The organism is Luteimonas sp. A277 (assembly GCF_054052045.1).
Genome location: NZ_JBSVRG010000005.1, coordinates 26069 through 51807, shown reverse-complemented (window position 1 = coordinate 51807; position 25739 = coordinate 26069). Strand labels below are relative to the sequence as shown.

The following is a 25739-nucleotide window of genomic DNA, read 5'->3' as shown; positions in this document are numbered from 1 at the left end:
GCGACACGATTCACGCGGCTTCGCGCGCATGGCGCGCTCCTACAGTGGGCGCCGTAATACTGCTGACTCGGTGCTTGCGTTAGGATTCCGGCCGGACGATCCGGGAATGGTGATTTATGAGGGTGGCGGTATTCGGCACCGGCTACGTCGGCTTGGTGACAGGAACCTGCCTGGCCGAGATCGGCCATGAAGTGACCTGCGTGGACGTGGATGCGGACAAGATCGACGGCCTTCGCCGCGGGATCATCCCCATTTACGAACCCGGCCTGGCGCCAATGGTCGAGAGCAACCATGCCGCCGGCAGGTTGCAGTTCACCACGGACGCGGCCAGCGCCGTGGCCTCGAAAGAGATCATCTTCATCGCGGTGGGCACGCCGCCGGATGAGGACGGCAGCGCCGACCTGAAGCACGTGATGGAAGCTGCCCGCGCCATCGGTCGCGGCCTGCAGGGCAGCGCCATCGTGGTCAACAAGTCCACCGTACCGGTCGGCACCGCGCGCCTTGTGCGCGATGCGATTGCACAGGAGTTGGAGCAGCGCGGCGTCGATGTGGAGTTCGATGTCGTCTCCAACCCCGAGTTCCTCAAGGAGGGTGCGGCCATCGCGGATTGCATGCACCCGGACCGGATCGTGATCGGTTCGGAAAACCCCGATTCCGTGGAAACCCTGCGCAGGCTCTATGGCCCGTTCGTGCGCAACCACGAGCGCTTCGTGGTGATGGACGTGGCCTCGGCCGAGCTGACCAAGTACGCGGCCAATGCCATGCTGGCCACCAGGATCAGTTTCATGAATGAGATCGCCAACGTGGCCGAGCGGGTGGGCGCGGATGTGGAGGCGGTACGGCAGGGGATCGGATCGGACCCGCGCATCGGCTGGCACTTCATCTATCCGGGGGCCGGCTATGGCGGCTCGTGCTTTCCCAAGGATGTACAGGCGCTGGCGCGCACCGCGGCCCAACACGGATATGAGCCGGCGCTGCTCAATGCGGTGGAGGCGGTGAACGAGCGCCAGAAGGGGCGGTTGTTTGCCCACATCCGCGAGTTCTATGGCGAGCGGCTTGCCGGGCGGACGATTGCGGTCTGGGGCTTGGCCTTCAAGGCCAACACCGATGACGTCCGCGCTGCATCCAGCCGCAGCCTGATTGAGGCACTGTGGGAGGCTGGGGTAACCGTGCGCGCGTATGACCCGCAGGCGCGGGAGCAGATGCGCCGGGTGTACGGCGAGCGCGATGACCTGGTGCTGTGCGAGTCGGCCGATGACGCGGTCGAGGGCGCCGATGCGCTGGCGGTGATGACCGAATGGCGCGAGTTCCGCAGCCCGGATTTCGCCGCTTTGCGCAGCTCGCTGCGCGACGCGGTGATCTTTGACGGCCGCAACATCTACCCCCCCGAAGACGTGGAAGCGGCCGGTATCCGCTACTACGGCATCGGCCGCGGGCGCTCCGTCCGCCGCTGACGATCCAGATGATCCGCAATCTCCACAAGAACCTCGGCATTCCCGCCGAAAGCCTGATCGGAATCGCCTAATCCCACGGGTCAATGCACTCGGGGCTGACGTGGAAGAACGGGCAGGATCCCGCGTTGCCATCGTCTGGCAGAACGAAGTGCAGGTGTTCCACCGGCCCCATCCGCGTCCGGAGACGGACAAGGGAGCCGTTGCGAGTGTCAAGAAGTGGCTGCAATCCCTCAGGCCTCCCTGGATACGTTCATGGAGGTTTGCAGGGAGCGCGGCATTGACCCGATCCGCAAGTTCTCCGGCAAGTTCCAGGTCAGGCTCGATGAAAGCCTGCACGCCGAGGCCGTGACGGCTGCGGCAGCCAGAGGCAAGAGCCTGAACCAGTTCGTGGCTGAGGCGATCAAGCGGGAGGCGGCCAGCGGTTAGCATCCAATGGCAACCCGTGGAGGCTCGAGTCTTCTCCTGCACCACGGGTCAATTTTTGGACTAATCCCATAGTTCGCGCGGAAAGTGCGGTGATAGCCGCTCCGCACGAACTTCGAAGACCACGCTGTCCGTCCAGACCTGTCCATTGCGATCGGTGGAAGTCACGGTCAGCACATGCACGCCTTCGGCCAGATCGTCCATCAGACGGGTGCGCCACAAGTGATGATTCCGATCGGGCAATCGCTCGCCATACGGCTGTGGCGACGTCACACGGCCTGTAACGTTGCCTTTTCCTCGCACATGGCCCTGCGTGAGATTCTCGCCTGAGCGACTCTCGTAGGCCCAACGGCCGACCGTGGCATGGCGCTGGGCAGCAAACGGATCAACGTATTCGATCCCGGTATTGAGTGCCTCTCCTGCACCCTGCTGTGTGCGTTCGAGTAAAAACTTCGAGCCACTATTGATAGCCGCCTCGACGCGCGAGCTGGCTGAGCCTTGCCAGAAATTGACCGTGACATAGACGCCCTCCTTCAGATCCTGCGGAGTGAATACGTGCGTGTCCGCCAGATCGTTGGTCGTTACCGGTGGTGTCGGATCACGATCCGCTGCCGGCTGCTGCAGCCAGGCATTCAGGGCCTCGTGCCAATCACGGAAGGTCGGCGTGTTGAAATCCACCCATTGCCCACGATCGCCCAGACGGGTGCCAAAAAACCTCTCGCGGTAGCCGGATCCATCGAACTCGATCATCAGCAGGCCCTTCGGTTCCCCCGAGATGGTCAGGGACTGCGGATCGCCGTCAACATTGAAGTCACCGCCCCACCAGCGGCCTGAAGCAGCACCGGCAACGATGTGGCGAAACGGCAGTGGCCCGACTCCAACCAGCCCGAAGCTCTCGTAATGTTCGCCGGGATCGAAGTTCTCCAGCGTGTGTGTATGCCCTCCCAGTGCCAACGCCGGGCGCCCCTCAACCAGTTTGTGCAAGGCAGCAGCATTGAGTGTGTGTTGCAATTCACTGGTTGCATGGAAGTTGAGCAAGGGCGCATGCATCGCCAGGACAACAAGCCTGTCTTCCGGCACCTGCTTCAACAGGTTCTCCAGCCAGGTCAACTGGATCTGGGTGATGTAGTGGGTGTATTCGAAGTGCTGCTCGCACCGCTCCAGCACTGACGGTCGCGCAACCTCCTGCCCATGTTTGCCACAGGGCTTGGTAAAGATATTGTCCAGCCCCACAAACAGCACATCTCCCTGCTCAAAGGCGTAGTAGGCCGGCCCCCACACTCGCCTCCAGGTATCCAGCGAGTCGGCATCGCTCTCCACGTCGAAGTCAACGTCATGGTTGCCGGCAACCGCCCACTGCGGCACCCCGACTGTCGAACCAAGCTCGAATACCCGCTCCAGCATGCCAAGGTCGTCGCCAACCACGTCGCCCAGGTAGAGCATGCAATCCCTGTCCTCCAGGCCTGCGGCCAGAAGATCGGCAATGGCGCTGTCGCGGAACTGGCCCGCCTCGACGTTGTTATAGGCTTGGCTGTCACCAATGATGGCGCATGTAAAGGCCTGGTCATCACGAGGGGCGCGACGCAAGGGGAAATTGACCGCTTCGGGCGCTGGTCCGGTGTCCGGCAGACCTCCATAACGTTGATTTCCGGTACTCCCGCCGGGCTTGTGCGTATAGGAAAACTGCGGAACGTTGCGTGTGTCCACCGGCACCTTCCAGCCTGAGGGCTGGATGACGAACACATCCATATCCGGCCGTACCGCCACTGCATATTCACCCTTTGAATCCGTGCGGACTACGTCCAGCCCATTGGAGACCAGAACCCCGGCAACACCCGCCTCTTCCGGCTGGCGCTTGCCATCGCCATTGATGTCCTCGAACACCACGCCACCGATGGTCGGCCCGTCAACGCCGCGTACTACTTCCGGTCCGGCGTTCCAGCTCTCCGCCCAACTGGCCGGAGCCAGGACCAATAACCCAAAAGCCAACATGAATTGCTTGCTACGCATTGATCGAACAACCCCCGATGGATGTGTGTCCATGATTCGAAACGTGCCCATCAGAAGGTCGCCTTTGCGGTGAGATAGAAATAGCGACCGACCTGATCGTAGATGCTGGTGTCGCGGTAGACGGTTGGTTTGTACGGTGCTTGACGGTCAAACAGGTTCTGCACGCCGAAACCGATCCGGTACCGCTCCGAGAAGTCGTATCCGACGGCAAGATCGTGGTAAGTGGTCGAACCGACGCGGTTGCCGTCGGGATACGCTTCGTCCGAATCGGTGTTCAGGTCGAACGCCGCGCTGCCGTGGTAGCGCGTGTCCAGCGAGACGTTGAACGCGTCGACCTGATAGTTCAGCGTCAGCGTGGCGCGGTAGTCCGGGTTCTGCCAGCCGCCTGCGTACTCGACGTCTCCCGACGAAATGCCGGGCGTGGTTTCAGTCACCATGTCCAGCAGGCGCGTGGCCTTGAGCGCCGCCCCGAACTGGCCATGCTTCGTCGTGTGGACATAGTTGACACCGAGGTCAACGCCCTTGGCGTACATGCGCGCGGCGTTGAGCTGGTTGGAGCGCACTGCGGTGGCTTCGTGGGTGACCGGGTCGCGATCGATCCGGGCGCAATAGGGGTTGTCGATGGTCGGCGCGTCCACGCAGAGCCTCATCAGCGTTGCGTAGCCGAACTGGGTGATGACGTTGCCGATGTCGATGTCCCAATAGTCCACTGTCAGGTCGAAACCAGGCAGGAACCGCGGTTGCCACACCATGCCGAAAGTGAGGCTGTCCGAGGTTTCCGGCTCCAGGTCCGGGTTGCCACCGGTGGTGACCGCGGGTCCGATCTTGTAATCGACCAGCGGCTGGGTGATGCCCAGCGCCAGGCAGTTGGCAGCACGCTGCTCGGTGGCGAAGTACGACGCCACTTCGCAGGGGTCGTCGATTGAGCCGGTCAAGGAGTCGACACGCGGTTCGTAGAGTTCGCCGAAGTTGGGCGTGCGTACGCTGCGCGAACTCACTCCGCGGAAAGCGAGGCCTTCAACCGGCTCCCAGATCAAGCCGATCTTCCAGGCATCGGTGCCGCCGACGGTGCTGTAATCGGAGTAGCGGTATGCCGCCTCGAGATCCAGGCGCTTGGCGAACGACCGGTCTGCGAACACCGGCACCAGGACCTCGGCGTAAATCTCCGACACGTCGAAGTCGACGTCCAGCTCGGGATGAGACGCCGCGCCGCCGCCGTAGACGAGCTCCCCCGCAAGCGCGAGCGGGTCGTCCCGGGTCTCCAGGGTTTCCCGTCGATGCTCCACGCCCACGGCGAAGTTGATATCGCCCGCCGGCAGCGCCATGAGCGGGCCATTGATCTCGGCGCCGAAAATCTGCTGGCCGGTACGACGCTCCTCGTTGCGATCGGCCAGCACGTAGTCCATCACCTCCCTGCCCGGGGCGTCCATGCTGAAGATGTTGAACGGAACGCAGCCGTCCACGCGCGCGGCCGGGTCGCGGCACACGGTCTGGCCGGTCACCGGATCGGTGATGGCGTCGCGCGCGGCGATCCAGTGGGACTTCCAGGGGAGGTTGCGGCCCGTGTAATCGTCGGTCATCCCGCCGACCTGGGCGAAGGCGGACCAGCCGATGTAGTCGGTGACCTGTCCCTCAACCTCGGCACCCACGGTGAAGGTCTTGCGGTGGTGATCCTCTTCCCGGAGGGGGAAGTTGCCGAAGGTCCGGTCGATGTGGAGCTGGTCCAGGCCATTGCCCTCCATGTACTGGCGCACGGATTCGGGCAGATAGGGATTGTCCAGATAGGCCGACGAGCCGCGCGGGCTGGTGCCGTTGCCGGAAAAGTACGTCGTGCGGCTGTCGTCGCGCCAGTAGTTGTTCGCACCCCTGTAGCGCTGGTCGGCGTATGAAAAATAGCCGCTGACCGTCGTGTCCTCGCTGATGTCGAACTCGGCCCGCCCCATCAGTGATAGCGCCTGGTTCGATGCGCGGAACTGCCTGGTGTCTTCAAGGTGGCGACCGTCGCCACCGTTGCAGACCGAGTACTGGCCCAGATCGGTCATGACGCCGCACCTGCCTTCGCGCAGACCCGCGTCCTCGATGTACCAGCGCGTGTCGTTGTGCCAGAAGGTCGGCGTGTAGTCGTAGTACATCTGCCGCGTCTGCGGGTTGATGATGCGATCCGGGATGCCGTCGTTGATGCCGGTGTTTTCCAGGTTGGCACGGTAGGTCAGGTAGTTGTCCAGGCCGAAGCGGTCCGCGTAGACGAGCGGATCGCTCTTCGACCAGCTGCCACCGATGACAAAGCGGCCGCGATCGCCAGCGAAGCGGCCACCCGTCGTCACCGACGCCAGGTGCTCGCTTGCATCGCCCTCCTCGGAAACGCCGGTAGTCGCGGACAGCTGCACGCCGTCGAACTCGCGCTTGGTGATGACGTTCACCGCGCCTGTCACTGCATCGGCGCCGTAGATCGCCGCCGCTCCGCCCGTCACCACTTCGATGCGGTCAACCATTCCGATCGGGATCATGCCCAGGTCGACGGCGGAAGAGCGCGCCGAGCCCGAGACGCGGCGCCGCCCGTCGATCAGCGTCAAGCTGCGATTGGTGCCGAGGTTGCGGAGGTTGACCGCCGCGATGCCTGCATCCCAGCCCGTCGTGCTGCTGCTCAGGTTCTGGCCCACGCCCAGCGCCGGATCGCGCGAGAGCGCGTCGTAGACACTCGTCCGGCCATGTTCCAGGGCAGTGTCCATCGTGGTCACACTGACCGGCATCGGGTTGACCAGCTCGGGGCGAGCGATGCGCGAACCGGTCACGACGACCGTGTCCAGTTCCGCTGCGCCCTGTGGCTCGGACGCACTGTCACGCCGACGCAGCAGGTAGGCACCGGTCTCATCGATCGACACTTCGATGTCCGTGTCCTGGAGCAACTCCTGCAGCGCCAGCTGCACGCTCATCTCTCCGCTTACCGCGGACGTCCGGATGCCGCTCAGGTCGTCGCCAACAGCGATGATCTGTACGCCGGCCTGCTTGGCAAGCTCGGGGATTGCGGTCGTGGCGGCTTGCGCCGGCACCTCGAACGTGCGCGATTGCGCGAAGGCGGGCGTGCTCAAAGTCAGCACGGCCACAACGGCGGCCGACAGCAGTTTTTTCCGGATCATTGGGGTTCAAGCCTCGAGTTTCCCGCGCGTTCGGCGCGGCATCGATATATATGGATGCCCGGGGCCGCCCCCGCCCCCCTCTGTCAAAAAAATTTAATCTTTGGGGCGGATCACGACGCGGTCTTCCGAGTGCTCCACCCGCGCGTCGAGCAGCGTTGCGGTGGCGCGCGCAAAGCCCTTCGGGTTGTTCGCCGCGTACCACCCGATCACCTGCCGATTGGCCAGAGACGGGTCCGGTATGAGCACCTGGGTGTCGCTGTAGCGGGCGAACACCTTGACGGCGTCGGCGAGGGTTTCGCCGTGGAAGGCGACGTGGCCGCCTCGCCACGCGAGTTGTCGCTCTATCTCGTCCGACGACAGCTGCGACGACTGCAGCGCCTCACGCCCGGGAGCGGGGAGCACGAGGCGCTGGCTGGACGAGACGAGTGCCCGGGGGACATCCGTCGCTCCCAGGAACTCCACCTCTCCGGTCTTGACTGTGACCTGTTCCGGCAGGCCGTCGAGCTTGCTGACGCTGAAGCCCGCCTGGGTTGCCTGCAGGCGCTTTCCAGATACTTCAATGATCACCGGGTCAGTGCCGTTGGGTAGCGTCTGGATGAAGATGTTTCCTTGCAGCAACCTGATCCGTGCGCCGTCGTCGTAGACCTTGATGCGGGTGTCGGTATCGAGCGTCACGGTGGAGCCGTCGGCAAACGGCAGCGTTCGGGTTTCACCTTTTACCGTCGCATAGGCCTGCGGCACATCGACCAGAAACACGACGAACGCAGCCACAAGCACGCTGGCCGCTACAGCCGGAACCAGCCGCATCCAGCCCGATCGGCGGCGGAGAGGATGGCGCGATGGGGCGGGCAGCAGTTGCAGGCACGCCGGAGCCTCCAACTCCGGCTCCACCTGGCGGCATTGCACCATCAGGGCCTGCGCTCGCACCAGCGCGCCCTGGCGGCGGATGTCGGCCTCCAGCCAGCTGCACAGCTCCATTTCTTCTTCGGCGTCCAGCGGAGCACGGTCCAGCCGCGCCGCCCACGCGGCAGCAGATTGGTCAATGCTCGTCGCGGTCTCGCGGATGTCCATCCCGATGCTTGTCGTCCCTCTACGATTGGATAGAGCCGCGAGCGGGGCGATTACCCCCCTTCCCTCGCCAGCCATTCACTCATCCAGCGGATCCCGCGGGCAATGAGCTTTTCGACCGCCTTTTCCGTGATCCCCATGCGTCTTGCGATCTCGCGCTGTGGCACGTCGTGGACACGTCGCAGGGAGTATGCCTCACGGGTCCGGTTCGGCATGGATTCGATTACCTGGTCCACGGCGCTGAGCAAGTCGCGTTGCTCGGCTGTCTCCTCCGGCGTGGGAAGGTCGTCGGCGAACTCGATCGGCCCGAGACTCTCAATCGCCAGGATCGGCACGATCCGCGCACGACGGATGTCCCGCAGGATCAGCGAATGAGCGGTCTGGTAGAGATAGGCACGCGGATTGATGATGTCATTGACCTGCTGCCGTGCGGCCAACAGGGCATAGCTCTCTTGCAAGATGTCATCAACCTCCAGGCCCACGGATGTGCATCGGCGCCAAAGCCACCGACGCAGGCCTGGCTCATGCGGCAGGATCTGCTCCGCAAACCACGCGGCGCGCGAGCGGTCTGACAGGGGCGAACGCGCCGCGCCCTTCCGATCCGGCCCAAGAGTCACCACACCCCCTACGTAGAACTACCACGCTCAGTTTGCCGGCGGCGTATTTCACCTCCGTGACCGCGCGGCTCCGCATTCGGGGTCGGCGTAGCCGCGCTCTGCCTTTTCAAGGCGCGCCGTTTCGAGTTGGATGCCCTGGTGTCGCGCTTGTTGGCCGCCGCCGCTCGCGCGAAAGCCTGATCGGAATCGCCTAATCCAGCTCGTCGATGTCTCCCGTTGACGGTGGCCGAAGCCACTCCGGGAACCATGATTCACGCGGCTTCGCGCGTAAGACGCGCTCCTACAAATGGGATCTCTGCAGGTCCGTGATGATTTCGGCGAGGCCCTGGCGCCAGTCCGGCAGGGTGATGCCGAAATCACGGGCGAACCTGCTGGTGTCCAGGCGCGAGCTGGCCGGGCGACGGGCGGGAGAAGGGTAGGCAGAGGTTGGGACGGGTACCAGGCGGGGGGCGCTTTCGATCAGTCCTGCCCGCTGCGCCTCGGCAAATATCGCTTCTGCAAATCCATGCCAGGAGGTTTCACCGCCGGCGGCCACATGCCAGGTACCACCGCCCGAGGGGGCCTGGGCTTGCGTGTGGCTTCTGTCTGTTCCGCTCATTTTGCTCACCACGGCAATGCTCTCCGCAGTTGCATCCGCAATCCAGTGCGCCGGGGTAGGGGCGCCCACTTGGTCGTCTACCACCCGCAGTTCATCGCGCTCGCCTGCCAGCCGCAGCATGGTGCGGAGGAAGTTTTGTCCGTGTGCGGCGTACACCCAGGAAATGCGAAAGATCAGGTGTTGGCATCCACTGGCGCGGATGGCCTGTTCGCCGGCGAGCTTGCTGGCGCCGTAGACATTGAGCGGGCCGGTAGGTTCGTCTTCGCGCTGCGGGCGCGGGGTGTCACCCGGGAACACGTAGTCGGTGGAATAGTGGACCAGCTGCGTGCCCCGTTCCGCGCAGGCCCTGGCAAGCGCGCCAACGGCTTCGGCGTTGATGAGGAAGGCCGCGTCGTGCTCGGTCTCGGCCCGGTCCACCGCGGTGTAGGCGGCAGCGTTGATCACCACGTCGGGAGCCGTTCGCTCGATCAGCGCGGCCAGCCCGTCCGGGCGGCTAAGGTCCGCGATCTCACAAGCACTACCGTCCGCCAGCCGTCCATCGCGCGTGGCACAGACCAGTTCGCCAGCATCCTGCAATGGACTGTGCAGGGCATGCCCCAGCTGACCATTCGTCCCTAGCAGCAGGATCCGCATCAATCGTGGCTGTCCCCGAACAATGGAAGACGTTCCGGCGCGAGCTCAGCCAACCGAGGCGCGGCGGCGTCCTTGGCAGACAAATGTGGATTCGCCACCGGCCAGTCGATGGCCAGTTCCGAGTCGTTCCATGCAAGGGCAGCGTCAGCTTTGGCGTCGTAGGCTGCTGTGCAAAGGTAGGACACTACGGACGGTCCACTAAGGACAACGAACCCGTGCGCGAAGCCGGGCGGAACCCAAATCTGGCGGCGGTTGTCGGCCGAAAGTACGGCCGCCGTCCAATGTCCAAAATGCGGCGATCCGCGGCGGATATCGACTGCCACGTCGTACACCTCACCTTCCAGCACACTGACCAATTTGCCTTGCGGGTTCGGCCACTGGTAATGCAGGCCGCGAAGTACGTTTGTTTTGGAATGCGAGAGATTCGCCTGCACGAAGTCCGGGCCGACCCCGAGTTCGGAGTAGCGCTCGCGGTGCCAAGACTCCATGAACCAGCCGCGCTCATCACCAAACTGTCTTGGCTCGAGGATCAGGCAGTCCGGCAGGCCGGTCCTGGTGACCCTCATCCGCGTCGTCCCCGGCGGAGTAGCGACTCAAGGTAATGTCCGTATCCGTTCTTGCCAAGAGGCTGGGCAAGGCGGAGGAGCTGGTCGTCGTCGATCCAGCCGCTAAGCCACGCGATTTCCTCAGGACAACAAACCTGCAGCCCTTGCCGGGTCTGGATGGTCTCAATGAATGATGCGGCTTGCAGCAGGGATTCATGAGTGCCGGTATCCAGCCAGGCTGAGCCGCGGCTCAGGGTTTGCAGGTGCAGCGCGCTATCCGCGAGATAAAGGCGATTGAGGTCGGTGATCTCGAGCTCACCGCGTGCCGAAGGCTTCAATGAAGCTGCGCGGTCACTTACTGTTCCGTCATAGAAGTACAGACCCGTCACTGCGTAATTCGAACGTGGGTTCGCAGGTTTCTCCTCGATGTCGACGACGTTTCCGGCGGAATCCAGTTCCGCTACGCCATAGCGCTCGGGGTCACTGACGTAATAGCCGAACACGGTTGCACCCTCGGTACGCGCGTCAGCATGACGAAGAGTCTCAGTCAATCCGTGTCCATAGAAAATGTTGTCGCCCAGCACCAGACAACTCGGCTGACCATTGATGAAATCACGACCGATGGTGAAGGCCTGTGCCAGCCCGTCTGGGCTGGGCTGTGCCGCGTACTGGATATCCAGGCCCCACTGCGACCCATCGCCCAGCAGCTGCTGGAACAGCGTCTGCTCATGCGGAGTGTTGATGATCAGGATTTCCCGGATGCCCGCCAGCATCAGCACGCCCAGCGGGTAGTAGATCATCGGCTTGTCGTACACCGGCAGCAGCTGCTTGCTGATAGCCCGGGTGATCGGATACAGCCGGGTGCCGGAGCCGCCGGCCAGGATGATTCCCTTGCGTGCCATGGTCAGGCCTCCTGTCCGAGTCGCTCGAGGCGGTAGGCGCCGTCGAGGATGCGCTGCGTCCATCCTCCGCTGGCAAGGTACCAGTCGACGGTCGTGGCGATGCCGTCTTCGAAGCCCATCGCAGGGGTCCAGCCCAGTTCATCGCGGATCTTGCTGGCGTCGATCGCGTATCGCCGGTCATGCCCGGGCCGATCGCGGACAAATGTGATCTGGCTGGCACGCGGCTTGCCGTCGTCGCGCGGGCGGCGCTCGTCCAGCAGCCGGCAGATCGTTTCAACTACCTCGATGTTCTGGCGTTCGGCGTTGCCGCCGACGTTATAAACCTCACCGACCCGGCCAGCTTCAAGCACGCGGGCAATGGCACTGCAGTGGTCCTTCACGAACAGCCAGTCGCGTACGTTCTTCCCGTCCCCATAGATCGGCAGCGGCTCGCCGGCGACGGCCTTGGCGATCACCAGCGGGATGAGCTTCTCCGGGAACTGGTAAGGCCCATAGTTGTTGGAGCAGTTGGTGGTCAGTACCGGTAGTCCATACGTGTGGTGGAAGGCGCGGACCAGATGGTCGGATGCGGCCTTCGATGCAGAGTACGGCGAGTTCGGCTGGTAAGGCGTGGTCTCAGTGAACAGGCCGGTTTCGCCCAACGAGCCGTAGACCTCATCGGTGGAAACATGCAGGAAGCGGAATGTGCTTTTTGAGTTTTTTGGAAGGTCGCGCCAATAGTCGCGTGCACATTCCAACAGGGCCAGCGTGCCAACCACGTTGGTCTGGATGAACTCAGCGGGACCATCGATCGAACGATCGACATGGCTTTCTGCGGCGAAGTTGATAAGGGCATCGGGCCGGTGCTCGGCGAGCAGGCTGGACACCAGCTTTCGGTCCCCGATGTCCCCCTGGACAAAGACGTGGTCTGGGTTACCTTCCAGCGGCTGCAGCGTGTCCAAATTGCCCGCATAAGTCAGCAGGTCCAGGTTCACCACTCGCACACCTGCAGCCACCGCGTCCAATACGAAGTTTGCGCCGATGAAGCCGGCGCCGCCGGTCACCAGCCAGGTTTTTCTGTTCATTTGGTCCTGTGCCTCTTGTAAGCGCGTACGACGCGCTCCTACAGGTTCTGGTAGTTGGGCCCCGCGCCGCCTTCCGGCGTGACCCAGGTGATGATCTCGTAGGGATCCTTGATGTCGCAGGTCTTGCAGTGCACGCAGTTGGCGGCGTTGATCTGCAGGCGCTTGCCGTGCTTTGCCTCGGCGTCCTCGACGATCTCGTAGACGCTGGCGGGGCAGAAGCGGGTGCAGGGGTTGTTGTACTCGGTCGCGCAGCGGGTAACGCAGATTTCCGGGTCGTGCACGATCAGGTGCACGGGCTGATCTTCGTCGTGGTCGGTGGCGGCGAAGTACACGCCGGCCAGGCGGTCGCGCGGGGCGAGCTCGCGCTGCACCAGCCAGTGGCGGTCTGGCGCCTCGTACTCGGCGACTTTCTCCAGAGACGACCAGTCCGGCGTCACCTTCATCGTCCACGGTGAAAGTCCGCCGGTCGCGGTTTCCCAGGCGGCGTTGGCCAGGCCCAGCCACATGCCCTTCTTGAAGCCGGGCTTGACGTTGCGGACCTTGCGCAGCTCCTTCATTGCCGCCGAGTCGCGCAGTTTGGCGTCGAAGCCTTCAGGCGCCAGCGCATTGCCGACCAGATGTTCGGCGGCCAGCATGCCGCTGCGAATCGCCTGGTGGGTGCCCTTGATCTTGGGCACGTTGAGCAGGCCGGCGGTGTCGCCGATCAACAACGCGCCGGGCATGTCCACCGTGGGCACCGACTGCCAGCCGCCCGTGGCGATAGCGCGCGCGCCGGCGGAAAGAATGCTGCCGCCTTCCAGCAGCGGCTTGACCATCGGGTGGTGCTTGAACTGCTGGAACGCCTCCCATGGCTTGTAGTTCGGATCCTTGTAGTCCAGCCCGGTGACATAGCCGATCGCTACCTGGTTGTTTTCCAGGTGGTAGATGAAGCTGCCGCCGTAGGTGTGGCTGTCGGCCGGCCAGCCGAGGGTATGCACGATCTTCCCCGGGGTGGTGCGGCCCTCCGGCAGCTGCCACAGTTCCTTGAGGCCGATCGAGTAGGCCTGCGGGTCGTGGCCTTCGTCCAGCTTGAACTGCTGCACCAGCCGCTTGGTCAGGTGTCCGCGCGCGCCCTCGGCCAGCACGGTCACCTTGGCGTGGATATCGATGCCCTGGGTGTAGCCGGGCTTGTGCGATCCGTCCTTGGCGATGCCCATGTCACCGATGCGCACGCCCAGCACCTTGCCGTCGGCATCGTGCAGGGTTTCGGCGGCGGCGAAGCCGGGGAACACGTCCACGCCCAGCGCCTCCGCCTGCGGCGCCAGCCACGCGCACATGGCGCCGAGCGAGACGATGAAGTTGCCGTGGTTGTTCATGCCCGGCGGGATGAAGGGCGCCTTGCGGCCGCCTTCCTTCGACAGCAGCCAGAACTCGTCTTCCTTCGCCGGCACGCAGACCGGCGGCGGGTTGTCGCGCCAGCCGGGCAGCAGGGCGTCCAGCGGCTCGGGTTCGATCACCGCGCCGGACAGGATATGCGCGCCGATGGTGCTGGATTTCTCGATCACGCAGACGTTGATCTCCGGATCCAGCTGCTTGAGCCGGATCGCGAACGCCAGCCCCGCGGGCCCGGCGCCCACGGTGACTACGTCATATTCCATCACGTCGCGTTCGGCGGCTTCTGCAGGCTGGTTCATGTTCTCTTCCCGGAATTCATCCGCCTGATTGTCGCGGGTTTGGCGCAGCCCCGGCAAATCCTCGTGTCACGCGATGCCGATCGTTCCATTGTAGGAGCGCGCCATGCGCGCGAAGCCGCGTGACGATTGGCGATGGCGTCCGTGGGTGTGTCGCGGCCGAAGCCCCCCGGCACAGATTGAATTCACGCGGCTTCGCGCGCGTGGCACGCTCCTACGGGGGGCCGGGCCGTTCCCGCAGGAATGGATCAAACCATCTCCAGCCAGCCGTGCTTGTCGGGGGTGGTGCCGTTGAACAGGCCGAAGAAAAGTTCCTGCAGGCGGCGCGTGACCGGGCCGGGCTTGCCGGCGCCCACCTGGCGCCCATCCACCGAGCGGATCGGGGTGATCTCGGCGGCGGTGCCGCACATGAACAGCTCATCGCACAGGTACAGGTACTCGCGCGGCAGGTCGCGCTCCACGACTTCGATGCCGTTGGCCCGGGCCAGGGTGATCAGCGAGTGCCGGGTCAGGCCGTTGAGCAGGGCCGCGCTGACCGGAGTGGTGTGCAGCGCACCGTCGAACACCAGGAACAGGTTCTCACCCGCGCCCTCGCTCAGCAGCCCGGTCGAGGCCAGGGCAATGCCTTCGCCAAAGCCCAGCCGCCGAGCTTCGCGGGCCACCAGCTGGCCGGAAAGATAGTTGCCGCCCGCCTTGGCGCCCGCGGGAATCGTGTTCGGCGCGAAGCGCTGCCAGCTGGAGACGCAGGCGTCGATGCCGGCCTCCAGCACGTCTTCACCGAGGTAGGCGCCCATCTGCCACGTGGCAACCGCAGCTTCAACCGGCGTGTCCGCGGACAGCCCGAACCCGCCCAGGCCGCGCCACGCCACTGGACGCAGATAGGCCGAGGTGAAGCCGTTGCGGGTGATCACCTCGCGACAGGCGGCATTGAACTCCTCCACTGTGTACGGGATATCGATTTCGTGGATCTTCGCCGACTGGAACAGCCGCCGGTTGTGGTCGGTCAGGCGGAAGATCGCCGGCCCGTTCGGCGTGTTGTAGCTGCGGATGCCTTCAAACACGGACGAGCCGTAATGCAGCGCGTGGGCCATCACGTGGGTGGTCGCTTCGGCCCAGCGCTTGATGCTGCCGTTGTGCCAGATCCATTCGGGGTATTGCATGGGCAATTCCGTCGTCAAAGGGAAGGCCCGCAGTTTGCCAGAACCCACCCCCACCCCCTGTAGGAGCGCGCCATGCGCGCGAAGCCGCGTGACACCTGGCGAAGCCGTGAGGCACCGGTTACGACGACCCATCCGAAGCTTTCCCGCGAAACACGATTCACGCGGTTTCGCGCGCATGGCGCGCTCCTACAGTGAGACCCACCAGCAGTCGAGGTGCTGGCGCAGGGTGAAGGTGGTTCGCAGCGGGACGGAGCTGTCGCCGGCCAGCTGGTGCACGCGCAGCGCCACGGGCGGCGCACGTACGGCCGGGGCGGGCGCGGCATTACGTACCTGCAGGGTGCTGGCGAAGGTGGCACTGATGCCGGGCTGCTGGGCGGCCACCACCGGTCTGGCGGCGCGTATGGCGACGATATCCACCACCGGGTTGCGGACAATCCGGTCCAGCTGGTCCATGAGCCCGTGGCCGCCGCGGGTTGAGGTGCCCGGCCAGTGGTACACGCCGGCCAGGCGGTTCACATCGCCGGCGTCGATGGCCGCGGTCATCTCACGGATCAGCTGGTGGATGCTGCGCGCGCAGCCGCGGTAGCGGTTCTGGCTGGCGGCGGCGCTGCGATCGCGTGGCAGGCGTTCCACGGCGCCCAGCTGGTTGCAGTCGCGATCGGTATAGATGGAGGTGCCATCGGGTGCGGTGCAGCGGTTGATCTGCGCCTGGGCCGGTCGCGGCAATGCCAGCGTGGCAACCGCGAGCAGGAGCAGCGTTGGGAGGCAGGCCCGGATCATCCGGCCAGACTACCGCGGGCGTCCTGCGCCGGGAAGCCAGGGCGCCCGGGCCAGCGATCAGAAGATACCGCCTGTAGGAGCGCGCCATGCGCGCGAAACCGCGTGAATCATGTTTCGCGGCACGGCGTCGGCCGGTTCGTCGTATCCGGGGCTGCGCGGCGGGGCCAGATGTCACGCGGCTTCGCGCGCGTGGCGCGCTCCTACAGTTGTCGACAGGTGTCAGGCGATCCCGACCCGCTGCAGCACGGTCTGCGTCGGCCTGGCCAGGTTGAGCGTGTAGAAATGCAGGCCGGGAGCGCCGCCGTCGATCAAGCGCTGGCACAGGGCCGCCACTACGTCAGCGCCGAAATCGCGGATCGAAGCGGCATCATCGGCGTAGGCGAGCATCTTCCGCGTGATCCAGCGCGGGATCTCGGCGCCGCAGGACTGCGAAAACCGCCGCAGCTGGGAGAAGTTCGAAATCGGCATGATCCCGGGGATGATCGGCACCTCGACCCCGGCATCGCGCGCTGCATCCACGAAGTGGAAATAGGCATCGGCGTTGTAGAAATACTGGGTGATGGCCGCATCCGCCCCCGCATCCACCTTGGCCTTGAAGTAGTGCAGGTCAGCCAAGGCGTCTTCCGCCTCCGGGTGGGTTTCCGGATAGCACCCCACTTCAATACGGAAGTGATCGCCCGCGGTCTCGCGGATGAACTCCACCAGCTCGGCGGCGTAGCGCATGTCGCCGATGCGGCCCATGCCGGAGGGCAGGTCGCCGCGCAGGGCCACCAGCCGGCGGCAGCCGATGGCCCGGTACAGGCGCAGCAGGTCGCGGATTTCCTCGCGGGTACCGCCCACGCACGACAGGTGCGGCGCCGCGTCCATGCCGTACTCCTGGTGCAGGTGGCGCACGGTCTCCGGCGTGTAGCGCAGGGTGGAGCCGCCGGCGCCGAAGGTGCAGGACACGTACTCGGGGCTGTGCGTTGTCAGCCTGCGCACGGTACGGCCAAGCTGGGCCTGCTGGTCTTCGTTCTTTGGCGGATAGAACTCGAAGCTGATCGGGGTCATTGCTTGCAGTCGCTCGGGTGACGCAAAATCATATCTCTTTATCGCGATGGATGTGAATGCTTTTGGGTGCCCCGGTAGGAGCGCGCCATGCGCGCGAAGCCGCGTGACGTTGATCCCCGCGGTGGGGCGCCGGATGTGTCGCTCCGACCGAAGCTCACCCGCGAGCCGCAATTCACGCGGCTTCGCGCGCATGGCGCGCTCCTACAACATTGGGGGGTCGCTAGACTGGGGGAATGACGATCATCCTGACTCCCTTCGCCCGCGCCCGCCTGTTTCCCGACCAGGGCCGTGGAAACACCATCCAGGACTGCACCCCGCAGGAGTTCCAGCAGCACCTCAACATGCAGCCGCCGCTGAAGGTGCTCGACGGCTATGCGCCGTTCTGCAAACTGCACGTGCATCGCAACTGGACATCCACCCGCTGCCTGACCGTGCCCATTACCGATGACAACCGGCACCTGCTGCGCTCGGCCTACGAGGCACGCTCGAAGGCCGAGCTGCCGGTGCTGGTGCGCTGGTTCGAAGGCGTGGAGCCGCCGGTGGCCGGTTACTTCGTGGTGATCCTCTACAGCGCGGAGCAGCTGGCCAAAGAAGGCGTGCCGATCGACGGCGAATGGGGCGTGGTGGGCTGCCTCTACACCGCCGATCCGGAAGAGATTCCGATGGCCCCGATCACCATGATGCGCAATGCGCTGGGCGTGGAAGAGGGTGGCTCCGGCGTGCCGATGGACCGGGGCGCTTACCGCCGGGCCGTCGACTTCTGGAACAACAACGCCAACTGGCGTCCCTGACTCCTCAGCCCTGACCCGGTAGGAGGGCGCTGTTACAGTCGCAGGGGTTCTTCGCACTTGCAGGATTGATGATGTCCAACACCGCACCCTTCTATCCCATTGGCACCCCCGGCCAGCCTTGGGGCGATACCGAGCGCACGCTGTGGAAATCGCGCCAGCAGCGCCAGCGCAGCCACCACGACGATGTGGTTTTGGCGGTTGAAAAGCTGGCCGGAGCCTGGAACGTGGAGGAGTACGGCGTTCTGGAATACGACGGTCGTCGCTACCCGCTGCTGGCACTCAAAAGCTGCGACTGGGATGACGCGCTGCCGGTGATGCTGGTCACCGGAGGCGTGCACGGCTACGAGACCAGCGGCGTGCACGGTGCGCTGCAGTTTGCGGCCGATCACGGCCAGGACTACGCCGGTCGGGCCAATCTGGTGGTGGTGCCCTGTGTGAGTCCGTGGGGCTACGAACACTTCCAGCGTTGGAACCCGGCCGCGGTCGACCCCAACCGCTCCTTCTTCCCCGACAGCCCGGCTCCCGAATCAGCCGCGCTGCAGCGCCTGGTGGCGTCGCTTCCGGGCAAGGTGGTGATGCATATCGACCTGCACGAAACCACCGATACCGACGAGTCGGAGTTCCGTCCGGCCCTGGCCGCGCGCGATGGCAACCCATTCGAACCCGGCACTATTCCCGATGGCTTCTATCTGGTGGATGACAGCGCAAATCCGCAGCCGGACTTCCAGCGGGCGGTGATTGCGGCGGTGGAGCAGGTCACCCACATCGCCCCGGCGGATCCGGACGGAACCATCATCGGCTCTCCCATGATGGCGCCCGGGGTCATCAACTACGCGGTCAAGGCCTTGGGCCTGTGCGCCAGCGTGAGCGACGCCGGCTACGTCACCACCACCGAGGTCTATCCCGACAGTGCTTCTGCCACTGCGCAAGAGTGCAATGCCGCCCAGATCGCCGCAGTGCGGGCGGCCATTGACTACGCGCTCGCGCATCCGCTGCAGGGCTGAAATCCACCGGGATCTCAGTCCCATCCCCGCAGAAGCAGACGGCCCCCATCAGGGGGCCGTTGCCGTGAGACAGGATTTACGCGGGCTGGGGAATTCCGCTTTCAGCTCAGCGGGCGTGCTCAAGCTCCTGCAGGAACTGTTCCAGCGTCTCGCGCAGCACCGTATGACTGCCCGCGGACAGGTACCAGCCGGCCGGATCCAGCCGGAACACCCGGCCGGCCTGCCAGGCGGAGCTCGCGGTCACGGCCTCGATCTGTGACAGGTCGGTGGCTTCACCGCCGCCGGTGGCCGGGCCACGATCCAGCACGATCAGCCAGTCGGGGTCGGCCTGCATCGCTTCGGTCAGTGCCTGCGTCTGGACGGCGCGCGCGACTTCCGCCTCCGGGCTTCCGGGCTTGGGTCGCGCGCTGCGGGTGTCTGCCGTGCGCACCCAGGGGGTGTCCAGCGCGGGCAGGGTGGAGGCCAGCCCCAGCACGTCCAGCGGCGTGCCGAAGCGGGCGCCCGGCGCGTGCGGCGATGCGTTGCCGTTCAACGCGAACAGCATCACCGCGTGTTGGCCTTCCGCCCGCGCTGACACCTGATCCCGCAGTTCGCGCAGCTCGGCGGCCAGCGTGGCTGCCTGCGCCTCGCGGTTGTACAGCCGGCCCATCGATTCGATCCCGTCCAGTACATCAGCGAAGAAATTGTCGGTGGATGGCGTGAGGTCCAGGGTCGGTGCGATCTCCGCCAGCGCATCGTACGAAGGCGCCGAACGGTCGCCGACGATGATCAGGTCCGGCGACAGGGCTCGCACCGCCTCCAGGTCGGGTTCAAACAGCGTGCCCACCTTGGCGTAGCGTTCGTCTGCGTACTGCGCCAGGTGTCCGGCGAAGTTGGCATCGGGAACCGCCGTCACCTCCACCCCCAGCGCATGCAGGTTGTCCAGCGCCGCCAGGTCGAACACCACCGTGCGCGCCGGAGCCTCCGCCACCGTGGTCACGCCCTGGGCGTGCCTGATGGCAATCGATTCGGCGTGCAGTGGAGCGGCCACGGCCAGCAGGGCGGCAAGAACGAGGGGGATGGATCGCATGAAAGCTCCGAAGGCGTCGCCGATAGTGGCTGGCGAATGTTATTGAGAAACGTTCGCATCTGCAATGGGCGGCCGGAAATGGAAACGGGCGCCCTGGGGCGCCCGTCCATTTCCGCAGTATCCGCCCGGCAGGGCGCGGATATCTTCAATCAGTAGCGGTAGTGCTCGGCCTTGAACGGCCCTTCCACCGGCACGCCGATGTAATCAGCCTGGTCCTTGCTGAGCGTGGTCAGCTTCACGCCGATCTTCTCCAGGTGCAGGCGCGCGACTTCCTCGTCCAGGTGCTTGGGCAGGATGTAGACCTTGTTCTCGTAGCTGTCGCGGTTCGCCCACAGCTCGATCTGGGCGAGCGTCTGGTTGGCGAATGAGTTCGACATCACGAAGCTCGGATGGCCGGTCGCGCAGCCCAGGTTCACCAGCCGGCCCTCGGCCAGCAGGAAGATGCTGTTGCCGCCGGCGAAGGTGTACTTGTCCACCTGCGGCTTGATGTTGACGTGCGTCAGGCCCTGCATCGCCTGCAGCTTTTCGACCTGGATCTCGTTGTCGAAGTGGCCGATGTTGCACACGATCGCCTGGTCCTTCATCGCCTTCATGTGCTCTACGGTGATGATGTCCTTGTTGCCGGTGGTGGTGACATAGATGTCGGCCCGGCCCAGGGTGTCCTCGATCGTGGTGACTTCAAAGCCCTCCATCGCCGCCTGCAGCGCGCAGATCGGATCGATCTCGGTGACGATGACGCGGGAGCCGTAGGCGCGCAGCGAGGCCGCGCAGCCCTTGCCGACGTCGCCATAGCCGCAGACCACGGCGACCTTGCCGGCCAGCATCACGTCCAGCGCGCGTTTCAGGCCGTCGGCCAGCGACTCGCGGCAGCCGTAGAGGTTGTCGAACTTCGATTTGGTGACCGAATCGTTGACGTTGATTGCCGGCACCAGCAGCTTGCCCTGCTGGGCCAGCTGGTAGAGGCGGTTGACGCCGGTGGTGGTCTCTTCCGACACGCCCTTCCAGTCGCGGACCACGGTGGTCCAGAAGCCCGGGCGTTCGGCCGCCACACGCTTGAGCAGGTTCTTGATCACCTGCTCCTCGTGGCTGGCGGCGGGGCTGTTGACGAAGCTTTCGTCGCCCTGTTCCAGCTCATAGCCCTTGTGGATCAGCAGCGTCACGTCGCCGCCGTCGTCCACCACCATCTCGGGGCCGAGAAAGCCGCCCTTGCCGTCCGGGAAGCTCAGCGCATCCAGGGTGCAGTCCCAGTATTCCTCCAGCGTCTCGCCCTTCCAGGCGAACACCGGGGTGCCACCGGCGGCGATCGCGGCGGCGGCGTGGTCCTGGGTGCTGAAGATGTTGCACGATGCCCAGCGCACGTCGGCGCCGATGTCGTTCAGGGTCTCGATCAGCACCGCGGTCTGGATGGTCATGTGCAGCGAGCCGGTCACGCGCACGCCCTTGAGCGGGGCATCGGGCGCGTGCTTGCGGCGGATCGACATCAGGCCCGGCATCTCGTGCTCGGCAATGTCGATTTCCTTGCGGCCCCAGTCGGCCAGCGAAATATCGGCAACCTTGTAGTCGCCGTCCTGGGAAAATACTCGTTCCGAGCTGGTCTTCACCTGTGCGTTCATGTCTGCTCCGGTTCAATCCCGCCGCCGCAGCGGGGGAGGGTAAAGGCAACCGGGCGCCGTTCACGTTCAGATCCCGCCGAGCCTGGCCGTGCTGTTTCCACGGTCGCAGCGCCCCTCGACGGAGACCGGCCATTATATGTGACCGACAGGACTGAAACCGCACGTCCCCTGACCGCGCCAGCGTAAGAACCCTCGGTGCGGTGCCGCCCCATATCGGGTGCCGATCCAATGTGTAGGAGCGCGCCATGCGCGCGAAGCCGCGTGACAACTGGTACGAGCGGTTCCGCGGGCGGCCCGACGCTCCCCGATCCCATGGCGGGACACGCCGTAAACCCATCCATGGGGGCTTGTCCGCGCCGTCCATGGCGCGGCCAGTCCCGCCATGGGATCGGGGAGCGTCAGACCCTCAGGTTGGCGGCGATTCGGTCTGCACACGGATTCACGCGGCTTCGCGCGCATGGCGCGCTCCTACAACGGTGTCCCGTCGCGGGGCATGACCGAAGCCACGGGGCACGCCGGTCCTGCAACGGCTAGGCTCGGGGTTTGACCTTATCCAGGATGATTGAGCCGATGGCCAAGCCCGCCCTCCGGTATCTTGCTGCACCGCTCGTAGCCGCCAGCCTGCTGCTTGCGCCGCCGATCCTGCTGGCGCAAGCGGGCACCACGCCCGCAGCCGCAAACGCCTCCCAGAGCGGCTACCTGCTGCCGCCGCCGGAGTTGCAGGCCATCGTGGACGCGCCGACCGCGCCGCAGATGATGCTCTCGCCGCGCCGCGACCTCATCGCCTTCGTCGAAACCCCCGCGCTGCCCGGGATCGACGTGGTGGCCCAGCCGGAACTGCGCCTGGCCGGCACCCGGATCAATCCGCGTACCTACTCGCAGAGCCGCTTCTCCTTCGGCACCGACCTGTCGCTGCAGCCGGTCGACGGCGGCGAAGCGCGCCCGGTGCAGGGGCTGCCCCAGCCGCTGGCCCTGGCATCGCTGTCCTGGTCGCCCGACCAGCGCCACATTGCATTCACCCACGTGGACAGCCGCGCCGGTGCGGTCGAGCTGTGGCTGGTGGATGTGCAGGCCCTCAATGCCCGCCGCCTGGTCAGCCAGCCGCTCAACGCGGTCTCCGGCCGCGGTTACGACTGGATGCCGGGCGGCGAGCGCCTGTTGGTGCAGCTGCGTCCCGAGGGGCAGGGCGAGGCGCCGGAAACCGACGGCGTGCCGACCGGTCCGAACATCCAGGAAACCGGCCCGGGCGGCGAAATCACCCAGCTGCGCACCTACCAGGACCTGCTGGCCAACGAGCACGATGCCCGGGTCTTCGCCCACTACCTGCGCAGCCAGCCCGCCATCGTGGCGCTGGATGGAAGCGTTACCCCGCTGGGATCGCCGGATCTTTACACCGGCCTGGCCCCCTCACCGGACGGCCAGTACCTGCTCAGCCAGCGCATCGAGCGCCCGTTCTCCTACCAGGTGCCGTACTGGAGCTTCCCGCGCCGGATCGAAGTGCGCGATGCCGCCACCGGCGCCGTGGTGCATGAAGTCGCCGCCCTGCCGCTGATCGAAGGCCTGCCCTCGGGCCGCGACGCGGTGGCCCAAGGCGTGCGCCGGATCGAGTGGCGCGCCGACGCGCCCGCCACCCTGGTCTGGGCCGAAGCCCAGGACGGCGGCGATCCCGCGGTGGATGCCGAGGTGCGCGACAGCGTCTTCGCCCACGCTGCCCCGTTTGCCGGCGCTCCGGCGAAGCTCGCCGACCTCGGCTATCGCTATCGCGGCGCCACCTGGGGCAACGGTGACCTGGCCCTGATCGACGAATTCTGGTGGCGCGACCGCCAGACCCGCCAGTGGCGCATTGCCCCCGATCACCCGGACCGCGCGCCAGAGCTGCTGTTCGACCGCTCCTCCGAAGACCGCTACGGCGATCCCGGCAGCCCGGTGCTGGTCTCCGACGAAGCCGGCAACGGTCGCCTGCTCACCGGCTCGGACGGCAATAGCCTGTTCCTGATCGGCAACGGCGCCTCGCCCGAAGGCGACCGCCCATTCGTGGACCGTTTCGACCTGGCCACGAAGGACACCACCCGCCTGTTCCACTCGCAGGCCCCGTACCTGGAGCGCCCCGCGACCCTGCTCGATGACTCCGGCACCCGCCTGCTGCTGACCCGGGAATCCCCGGTCGAGCCCACCAACATCTACGTGCTGGATCTGTCCGCCGACGCGGCCGAGCCCGTGGCCCTGACCGACTTCCCGCACCCGACCCCGCAGCTGCGCGACGTCAGCAAGGAACAGATCCGCTACACCCGCGCCGACGGCGTCGAGCTCACCGCCACCCTGTACCTGCCCGCCGGCTACGACACGCAGCGCGACGGCCCCCTGCCGACCCTGATGTGGGCCTACCCGCGCGAGTTCCGCTCCGCCGACGCCGCCAGCCAGGTGATCGGCTCCCCGCACGCCTTCAACCGCATCAGCTACTGGGGCCCGCTGGGCTTCCTGGCCCGCGGCTACGCCGTGCTCGACGGGCCGGCCATGCCGATCGTGGGCGAGGGCGACACCGAGCCCAATGACACCTACCTGAAGCAGCTGGTGGCCAGTGCCCAGGCAGCGGTGGATGAAGTGGTCCGCCGCGGCGTAGCCGACCCCGACCGCATCGCCATTGGCGGCCATTCCTACGGCGCCTTCATGACCGCCAACCTGCTGGCTCACAGCGACCTGTTCCGCGCCGGCATCGCCCGCAGCGGCGCCTACAACCGCACCCTCACGCCGTTTGGCTTCCAGGCCGAAGAGCGCAACTACTGGGACGCCAAGGACACCTACCTGACCATGTCGCCGTTCCACCACGCCGACCTGATCAACGAGCCGATGCTGATCATCCACGGCGAGGACGACAACAACTCCGGCACTTTCCCCATGCAGAGCGAGCGCATGTTTGCCGCGATCAAAGGCATGGGCGGGCAGTCCAGGCTGGTGATGCTGCCCAACGAATCGCACGGCTACCGCGCCCGCGAATCGATCCTGCACATGCTCTACGAAACCGACGCGTGGCTGGAAGAGCACGTGAAGCAGGCGCCTGCCACCGCCTTCTGAGCACGGCAGATGAGTCCCGCCGGCCGGTCCGAACCGCGCTGGCGGGAGCGCCACACCTTGCAAGAGGGCACCACGTTGTAGGAGCGCGCCACGCGCGCGAAGCCGCGTGAACCGTGTTCCGCCGCAGGGTTTCGGTACCAACACGAGTTCCGGAGCCACGCCCCGACGCCAGGCGTCACGCGGCTTCGCGCGCGCGGCGCGCTCCTACAGTGGAGGCGCCTCGACAGCTGATGAGCCACCGCCCCCCGCGCAGCCCGCACCAGCCCCACCGCAAGGCCCCACCGCAAGCCGAGCCCCGCCGTGGCCGGGAGGCCTTCGCAGCGAAGTAAAGGAGGAGGCATCCGCCGCAGGCGGAGGCCGGGGGACATGAGCAGCGAAGGCCTCCCGGCCACGGCGGGGCCCCTCAGGTCACAGCGACACCAAGAACCGCTTTCCCCGACAAACGTCGAATCCGGGAAAAGTCGAAGACAGGCACTTGTCCCGATCCGTAACCAGGCTCACAAAAGTGAGCATCCCGTGAATTACCAACGAAAAATTAACGGAAATTTCCTGCTCTGTTAGCGGCACGTTAACTTGCCGGTCCCGCCCGCCCGTTAGGATGCCTCGTCGTCGTCCGTTCCCTGCAAGGTCCGGGCGGCGCCCGTTTCAGGAAGTGTCCTTACCGGTGGCGTCATCGGAAAGCGTTGCCACGGCCTCACGCAGAGCCTGCTCGGCGAGAGGTGAAAGCGAACGCATGGCAGCCCGGGGCCGGGGAGCCCGGGGAACCGGCCGCGTGGTCTTGACCACGAACTCCGTGACATCCAGCCCGATGGATCGGGCCGCCGCAAGGATCTCCGGGCCGGCCAGGCGCAGCCTGGCATGCCAGATGGGCGATTCGACGAGATAAACGAGCCTCTTGCCATCCACGTTGCCCAGCCGCGCACGCGCGGCCAGCGTTGGGGGCAGAAGGGAATGCAATCTGCGGTCCATTGTTTCGAGCCACATGGCCCGGCGGACCGGATCGCCGGCACCGTCGGCCAGCAGCGCATCAAGCGCAGCTTTGGCAGGGCGGCTGGGGCGTCTGGGATGGGATCGGAAAC

The 25739-nt window shown here is 65.5% G+C and carries 20 protein-coding genes and 1 riboswitch; of the genes, 5 read left to right on the top strand and 15 right to left on the bottom strand.

The features are described from left to right. Nucleotides 1–116 precede the first annotated feature (116 nt). Together ACW7G2_RS06255 and ACW7G2_RS06250 are read left to right on the top strand one after the other, a co-directional pair. Nucleotides 117–1454 carry a UDP-glucose dehydrogenase family protein gene (locus ACW7G2_RS06255; RefSeq protein WP_456973842.1) on the top strand — a complete coding sequence of 446 codons (1338 nt, stop codon included), beginning with the start codon at nucleotides 117–119 and terminating at the stop codon, nucleotides 1452–1454. Between the two features lie 252 nt (nucleotides 1455–1706). Beyond that, nucleotides 1707–1880 carry a toxin-antitoxin system HicB family antitoxin gene (locus ACW7G2_RS06250; protein ID WP_456973840.1) on the top strand — a complete coding sequence of 58 codons (174 nt, stop codon included), beginning with the start codon at nucleotides 1707–1709 and terminating at the stop codon, nucleotides 1878–1880. Between the two features lie 60 nt (nucleotides 1881–1940). On the opposite strand, the gene ACW7G2_RS06245 is transcribed toward ACW7G2_RS06250, so the two are convergent. The 12 genes from ACW7G2_RS06245 to metF all read right to left on the bottom strand — a co-directional run bounded on the left by ACW7G2_RS06245 (nucleotide 1941) and on the right by metF (nucleotide 17111). Beyond that, a complete protein-coding gene (locus ACW7G2_RS06245; protein WP_456973838.1) occupies nucleotides 1941–3887 on the bottom strand; it encodes a calcineurin-like phosphoesterase C-terminal domain-containing protein in 1947 nt (648 codons plus the stop codon). Nucleotides 3888–3937: 50 nt separating this feature from the next. Continuing rightward, on the bottom strand, nucleotides 3938–7024 hold the full coding sequence (locus tag ACW7G2_RS06240) for a TonB-dependent receptor (RefSeq protein WP_456973836.1): 3087 nt from the start codon (nucleotides 7022–7024) through the stop codon (nucleotides 3938–3940). A gap of 93 nt (nucleotides 7025–7117) precedes the next feature. Further along, entirely contained in the window at nucleotides 7118–8095 is a 978-nt protein-coding gene (locus ACW7G2_RS06235; protein WP_456973834.1) for a FecR family protein, read from the bottom strand. A 50-nt stretch (nucleotides 8096–8145) separates the two neighbouring features. Next, the gene (locus ACW7G2_RS06230; protein WP_456973832.1) at nucleotides 8146–8709 is read right to left on the bottom strand and encodes an RNA polymerase sigma factor; all 564 of its coding nucleotides are present in this window, start codon (nucleotides 8707–8709) and stop codon (nucleotides 8146–8148) included. Between the two features lie 280 nt (nucleotides 8710–8989). Further along, the gene (rfbD, locus tag ACW7G2_RS06225) at nucleotides 8990–9940 is read right to left on the bottom strand and encodes a dTDP-4-dehydrorhamnose reductase (RefSeq protein ID WP_456973830.1); all 951 of its coding nucleotides are present in this window, start codon (nucleotides 9938–9940) and stop codon (nucleotides 8990–8992) included. Beyond that, nucleotides 9940–10506, bottom strand: a complete 567-nt coding sequence (rfbC, locus tag ACW7G2_RS06220) for a dTDP-4-dehydrorhamnose 3,5-epimerase (RefSeq protein ID WP_456973828.1) — start codon at nucleotides 10504–10506, stop codon at nucleotides 9940–9942. Before rfbC ends, rfbD begins: the two co-directional genes overlap by 1 nt. Beyond that, a complete protein-coding gene (rfbA, locus tag ACW7G2_RS06215; RefSeq protein WP_456973826.1) occupies nucleotides 10503–11387 on the bottom strand; it encodes a glucose-1-phosphate thymidylyltransferase RfbA in 885 nt (294 codons plus the stop codon). The genes rfbC and rfbA overlap by 4 nt, the downstream gene beginning before the upstream one ends. A 2-nt stretch (nucleotides 11388–11389) precedes the next feature. Beyond that, a complete protein-coding gene (rfbB, locus tag ACW7G2_RS06210; protein ID WP_456973824.1) occupies nucleotides 11390–12451 on the bottom strand; it encodes a dTDP-glucose 4,6-dehydratase in 1062 nt (353 codons plus the stop codon). A 38-nt stretch (nucleotides 12452–12489) separates the two neighbouring features. Next, nucleotides 12490–14124, bottom strand: coding sequence for a 4Fe-4S dicluster domain-containing protein (locus tag ACW7G2_RS06205; protein WP_456973822.1), 1635 nt, complete (start codon nucleotides 14122–14124; stop codon nucleotides 12490–12492). Between the two features lie 245 nt (nucleotides 14125–14369). After that, nucleotides 14370–15287: a branched-chain amino acid transaminase gene (locus ACW7G2_RS06200; RefSeq protein ID WP_456973820.1), complete on the bottom strand. Its 918-nt coding sequence runs from the start codon at nucleotides 15285–15287 to the stop codon at nucleotides 14370–14372. Nucleotides 15288–15467: 180 nt separating this feature from the next. Continuing rightward, nucleotides 15468–16061, bottom strand: a complete 594-nt coding sequence (locus tag ACW7G2_RS06195; protein WP_456973818.1) for a hypothetical protein — start codon at nucleotides 16059–16061, stop codon at nucleotides 15468–15470. Nucleotides 16062–16280: 219 nt separating this feature from the next. After that, complete coding sequence (gene metF / locus ACW7G2_RS06190; protein WP_456973816.1) at nucleotides 16281–17111, bottom strand: methylenetetrahydrofolate reductase [NAD(P)H]; 831 nt, start codon at nucleotides 17109–17111, stop codon at nucleotides 16281–16283. Between the two features lie 233 nt (nucleotides 17112–17344). Here metF and ACW7G2_RS06185 point away from each other — a divergent pair, with 233 nt between their 5' ends. Both ACW7G2_RS06185 and ACW7G2_RS06180 read left to right on the top strand, forming a co-directional pair. Further along, nucleotides 17345–17902, top strand: a complete 558-nt coding sequence (locus ACW7G2_RS06185) for a DUF3228 family protein (protein WP_456973814.1) — start codon at nucleotides 17345–17347, stop codon at nucleotides 17900–17902. Between the two features lie 71 nt (nucleotides 17903–17973). Beyond that, the gene (locus ACW7G2_RS06180) at nucleotides 17974–18906 is read left to right on the top strand and encodes a M14 family metallopeptidase (protein WP_456973812.1); all 933 of its coding nucleotides are present in this window, start codon (nucleotides 17974–17976) and stop codon (nucleotides 18904–18906) included. Between the two features lie 106 nt (nucleotides 18907–19012). On the opposite strand, the gene ACW7G2_RS06175 is transcribed toward ACW7G2_RS06180, so the two are convergent. Together ACW7G2_RS06175 and ahcY are read right to left on the bottom strand one after the other, a co-directional pair. After that, on the bottom strand, nucleotides 19013–19975 hold the full coding sequence (locus ACW7G2_RS06175; protein WP_456973810.1) for a siderophore ABC transporter substrate-binding protein: 963 nt from the start codon (nucleotides 19973–19975) through the stop codon (nucleotides 19013–19015). 149 nt (nucleotides 19976–20124) lie between these two features. After that, the gene (gene ahcY / locus ACW7G2_RS06170; protein ID WP_456973808.1) at nucleotides 20125–21588 is read right to left on the bottom strand and encodes an adenosylhomocysteinase; all 1464 of its coding nucleotides are present in this window, start codon (nucleotides 21586–21588) and stop codon (nucleotides 20125–20127) included. Between the two features lie 44 nt (nucleotides 21589–21632). Continuing rightward, nucleotides 21633–21711: riboswitch (S-adenosyl-L-homocysteine riboswitch) on the bottom strand. A 447-nt stretch (nucleotides 21712–22158) separates the two neighbouring features. Here ahcY and ACW7G2_RS06165 point away from each other — a divergent pair. Next, nucleotides 22159–24660, top strand: coding sequence for a S9 family peptidase (locus tag ACW7G2_RS06165; RefSeq protein ID WP_456973806.1), 2502 nt, complete (start codon nucleotides 22159–22161; stop codon nucleotides 24658–24660). A 645-nt stretch (nucleotides 24661–25305) separates the two neighbouring features. Here ACW7G2_RS06165 and ACW7G2_RS06160 read toward each other — a convergent pair. Further along, on the bottom strand, nucleotides 25306–25644 hold the full coding sequence (locus ACW7G2_RS06160; RefSeq protein ID WP_456974137.1) for a DciA family protein: 339 nt from the start codon (nucleotides 25642–25644) through the stop codon (nucleotides 25306–25308). Nucleotides 25645–25739: the final 95 nt, after the last annotated feature.